The organism is Nocardia sp. CY15 (assembly GCF_009829295.1).
GTDB classification, from domain to species: Bacteria; Actinomycetota; Actinomycetes; order Mycobacteriales; family Mycobacteriaceae; genus Nocardia; species Nocardia sputi.
Genome location: NZ_VUOT01000073.1, coordinates 1 through 5,424 on the forward strand (window position 1 = coordinate 1; position 5,424 = coordinate 5,424).

The 5,424-nt window shown below is 56.8% G+C and carries 3 rRNA genes; all 3 read right to left on the minus strand.

Features of this window, described 5'->3' with window-relative positions:
- Positions 1-8 precede the first annotated feature (8 nt).
- A 5S ribosomal RNA gene (gene rrf, locus GVY39_RS33495) occupies positions 9-125 on the minus strand.
- A 140-nt stretch (positions 126-265) separates the two neighbouring features.
- A 23S ribosomal RNA gene (locus tag GVY39_RS33500) occupies positions 266-3,379 on the minus strand.
- Positions 3,380-3,705: 326 nt separating this feature from the next.
- Positions 3,706-5,224, minus strand: a 16S ribosomal RNA gene (locus tag GVY39_RS33505).
- Together the 16S, 23S and 5S rRNA genes form the textbook arrangement of a ribosomal RNA operon.
- Positions 5,225-5,424 lie beyond the last annotated feature (200 nt).

Consider the following 5,424-nt stretch of genomic DNA (forward strand, 5'->3'; position numbering starts at 1 on the left):
GAAGGATGTTCCGGCGGTGTCCTACTCTCCCACACCCTGTCGAGTGCAGTACCATCGGCGCTGGCAGGCTTAGCTTCCGGGTTCGGAATGGGACCGGGCGTTTCCCTACCGCTATGGCCGCCGTAACTCTATGAAACTATCCACACACCCCCGCGCGCTCCCACCCACCAACCCCGCCCCGGTAAAGAAGGGGGGGTTCATGGGAAAAAGCCGGGGTATCTGTGTGTTGTTTCAGATACCGCACAGTGGACGCGTAGCAACCTTTGTCAGTAAGTCCTCGGCCGATTAGTACCGGTCACCTCCACACGTTACCGTGCTTCCAGTTCCGGCCTATCAACCCCATGGTCTATAGGGGGCCTTAACCACTCGAAGGTGGTGAGAAACCTCATCTTGGAACAGGCTTCCCGCTTAGATGCTTTCAGCGGTTATCCCTTCCGAACGTAGCCAACCAGCAGTGCCCTTGGCAGGACAACTGGCACACCAGAGGTTCGTCCGTCCCGGTCCTCTCGTACTAGGGACAGCCTTCCTCAAGTTTCTGACGCGCGCGGCGGATAGAGACCGAACTGTCTCACGACGTTCTAAACCCAGCTCGCGTGCCGCTTTAATGGGCGAACAGCCCAACCCTTGGGACCTACTCCAGCCCCAGGATGCGACGAGCCGACATCGAGGTGCCAAACCATCCCGTCGATATGGACTCTTGGGGAAGATCAGCCTGTTATCCCCGGGGTACCTTTTATCCGTTGAGCGACACCGCTTCCACATGCCGGTGCCGGATCACTAGTCCCGACTTTCGTCCCTGCTCGACCCGTCAGTCTCACAGTCAAGCTCCCTTGTGCACTTGCACTCGACACCTGATTGCCAACCAGGCTGAGGGAACCTTTGGGCGCCTCCGTTACATTTTGGGAGGCAACCGCCCCAGTTAAACTACCCACCAGGCACTGTCCCTGAACCCGATCAGGGTCCGAGGTTAGAAGTCCAATACGACCAGAGTGGTATTTCAACGACGACTCCACGAACACTGGCGTGCCCGCTTCACAGTCTCCCACCTATCCTACACAAACCGTACCGAACACCAATACCAAGCTATAGTGAAGGTCCCGGGGTCTTTTCGTCCTGCCGCGCGTAACGAGCATCTTTACTCGTAATGCAATTTCGCCGAGTCTGTGGTTGAGACAGCAGAGAAGTCGTTACGCCATTCGTGCAGGTCGGAACTTACCCGACAAGGAATTTCGCTACCTTAGGATGGTTATAGTTACCACCGCCGTTTACCGGGGCTTAAATTCTCAGCTTCGCGTCCGAAAACGCTAACCGGTCCTCTTAACCTTCCGGCACCGGGCAGGCGTCAGTCCGTATACATCGTCTTACGACTTCGCACGGACCTGTGTTTTTAGTAAACAGTCGCTTCTCTCTGGTCTCTGCGACCACACCCAGCTCGGAGAGCAAATCTCGTCACCAGACGTGGTCCCCCTTCTCCCGAAGTTACGGGGGCATTTTGCCGAGTTCCTTAACCACAGTTCTCTCGATCGCCTCGGTATTCTCTACCTGACCACCTGTGTCGGTTTGGGGTACGGGCCGTGTACCAACTCACTAGAGGCTTTTCTCGGCAGCATAGGATCACTGAATTCGCCTCAATCGGCTACGCATCACCTCTCAGGCACATGAATGGCGGATTTGCCTACCACTCGCCCTACAGGCTTACACCAGGTACTCCATCACCTGGCCCAGCTACCTTCCTGCGTCACCCCATCGCTTGACTACTACACCCAGGGTCTCGTGCATCCCCTTCCGGCTTCCCGAAGGAAGTCCATCCGGTTCAGGACGATTAGCACAGATGACTCGCCATTGGGCGCGGATACACGGGTACGGGAATATCAACCCGTTGTCCATCGACTACGCCTGTCGGCCTCGCCTTAGGTCCCGACTCACCCTGGGCGGATTAACCTGGCCCAGGAACCCTTGGTCATTCGGCGGACGAGTTTCTCACTCGTCTTTCGCTACTCATGCCTGCATTCTCACTCGCACAGCCTCCACAACTAGTTCACACTGCTGCTTCCACGGCTGCACGACGCTCCCCTACCCATCCCAGCTCCTGGCTCGAAAGCAAGATCAATACTGGAATGCCGCGGCTTCGGCGGTGTACTTGAGCCCCGCTACATTGTCGGCGCAGGATCACTTGACCAGTGAGCTATTACGCACTCTTTCAAGGGTGGCTGCTTCTAAGCCAACCTCCTGGTTGTCTTCGCGACCCCACATCCTTTTCCACTTAGTACACGCTTAGGGGCCTTAGCCGGCGATCTGGGCTGTTTCCCTCTCGACTACGAAGCTTATCCCCCGCAGTCTCACTGCCACGCTCTCACACACCGGCATTCGGAGTTTGGCTGACTTCGGTAAGCTTGTAGGCCCCCTAGGCCATCCAGTAGCTCTACCTCCGGCGTGAAACACGTGACGCTGCACCTAAATGCATTTCGGGGAGAACCAGCTATCACGGAGTTTGATTGGCCTTTCACCCCTACCCACAGCTCATCCCCTCAGTTTTCAACCTAAGTGGGTTCGGGCCTCCACGACGTCTTACCGTCGCTTCACCCTGGCCATGGGTAGATCACTCCGCTTCGGGTCCATGATGTGCGACTCAACCGCCCTATTCGGACTCGCTTTCGCTACGGCTACCCCACACGGGTTAACCTCGCCACACACCGATGACTCGCAGGCTCATTCTTCAAAAGGCACGCCATCACCCCACCCCGAAGGGAAGGCTCTGACGGATTGTAAGCGTCCGGTTTCAGGTACTATTTCACTCCCCTCCCGGGGTACTTTTCACCTTTCCCTCACGGTACTAGTCCGCTATCGGTCACCAGGGAGTATTCAGGCTTACCGGGTGGTCCCGGCAGATTCACAGCAGATTTCACGGGCCCGCTGCTACTCGGGCACCCACTACAACAGAGCACGCATTTTCGCCTACGGGACTCTCACCCTCTACGACAGGCCGTTCCAGACCACTTCGACTAACACGCACTTTTCTGACTGTTGCCCACCACGGCAGTGATAGGAAAATGGGCCCCACTACCCCGTCCAGACAACCCCTGCCGGGTATCACATCTGAACGGTTTAGCCTCATCCGCTTTCGCTCGCCACTACTCACGGAATCACAATTGTTTTCTCTTCCTGTGGGTACTGAGATGTTTCACTTCCCCACGTTCCCTCCACACCGCCTATATATTCAGCGGCAGGTGACACGACATCACTCGTGCCGGGTTTCCCCATTCGGAAATCCTCGGATCTCAGCTCGGTTGACAGCTCCCCGAGGCTTATCGCAGCCTCCTACGTCCTTCATCGGCTCCTGGTGCCAAGGCATCCACCGAACGCTCTTCAACACTTACAAAACAAAGATGCTCGCGTCCACTGTGCAGTTCTCAAACAACACACCCACTCGAACCCGAACCCGACACCAGCCGAAGCAACAAAGCCCCGCGGTATGAACCGGAGATCCGAGCGGATCGTATTTTTTGCCTGGAAAGAACGTCTGTTCTTTCAGGACCCAACAGTGTGTCGACTACATCCGACCCTCATCATCACAAAGACTCCGAGAACGATCGGCCCATGTCAGCGTTCCACCCATGAGCTCCGCAGTCCCACATTCGGGGACATAAGCGGCTCTGCCAGAAGCGATCCCGACTCCACGGGACACTCACTGGAGATGCTCCTTAGAAAGGAGGTGATCCAGCCGCACCTTCCGGTACGGCTACCTTGTTACGACTTCGTCCCAATCGCCGATCCCACCTTCGACGGCTCCCTCCCACAAGGGGTTAGGCCACCGGCTTCGGGTGTTACCGACTTTCATGACGTGACGGGCGGTGTGTACAAGGCCCGGGAACGTATTCACCGCAGCGTTGCTGATCTGCGATTACTAGCGACTCCAACTTCACGGGGTCGAGTTGCAGACCCCGATCCGAACTGAGACCGGCTTTAAGGGATTCGCTCCACCTCACGGTATCGCAGCCCTCTGTACCGGCCATTGTAGCATGTGTGAAGCCCTGGACATAAGGGGCATGATGACTTGACGTCGTCCCCACCTTCCTCCGAGTTGACCCCGGCAGTCTCCTGCGAGTCCCCGGCATAATCCGCTGGCAACACAGGACAAGGGTTGCGCTCGTTGCGGGACTTAACCCAACATCTCACGACACGAGCTGACGACAGCCATGCACCACCTGTACACCGACCACAAGGGGGCCTACATCTCTGCAGGTTTCCGGTGTATGTCAAACCCAGGTAAGGTTCTTCGCGTTGCATCGAATTAATCCACATGCTCCGCCGCTTGTGCGGGCCCCCGTCAATTCCTTTGAGTTTTAGCCTTGCGGCCGTACTCCCCAGGCGGGGCGCTTAATGCGTTAGCTACGGCACGGATCCCGTGGAAGGAAACCCACACCTAGCGCCCACCGTTTACGGCGTGGACTACCAGGGTATCTAATCCTGTTCGCTACCCACGCTTTCGCTTCTCAGCGTCAGTTACTGCCCAGAGACCCGCCTTCGCCACCGGTGTTCCTCCTGATATCTGCGCATTTCACCGCTACACCAGGAATTCCAGTCTCCCCTGCAGTACTCAAGTCTGCCCGTATCGCCTGCAAGCTCACAGTTGAGCTGTGAGTTTTCACAGACGACGCGACAAACCGCCTACAAGCTCTTTACGCCCAGTAATTCCGGACAACGCTCGCACCCTACGTATTACCGCGGCTGCTGGCACGTAGTTGGCCGGTGCTTCTTCTACAGGTACCGTCACTTACGCTTCGTCCCTGTCGAAAGAGGTTTACAACCCGAAGGCCGTCATCCCTCACGCGGCGTCGCTGCATCAGGCTTTCGCCCATTGTGCAATATTCCCCACTGCTGCCTCCCGTAGGAGTCTGGGCCGTGTCTCAGTCCCAGTGTGGCCGGTCGCCCTCTCAGGCCGGCTACCCGTCGTCGCCTTGGTAGGCCATTACCCCACCAACAAGCTGATAGGCCGCGGGCCCATCTCGCACCGATAAATCTTTCCACCCCCAGCCATGCGACCAGAAGTCATATCCGGTATTAGACCCAGTTTCCCAGGCTTATCCCGAAGTGCGAGGCAGATCACCCACGTGTTACTCACCCGTTCGCCGCTCGTGTACCCCGAAGGGCCTTACCGCTCGACTTGCATGTGTTAAGCACGCCGCCAGCGTTCGTCCTGAGCCAGGATCAAACTCTCCGTTGAAGACTCACAACCACACCCCCGAAAGGGTGCAATCAGATCAAAAACTAGAGTCCGAAAACCTAGCAAAACAATCGCCAGCAAAAAGCTGACAAAAAATGCCCGACCCTCCACACGGGGAGTGCAAGAGCCGGAACCAAAAAATATTTGGCACTGACATTCATCGACACACTATTGAGTTCTCAAAGAACACACGCACACAC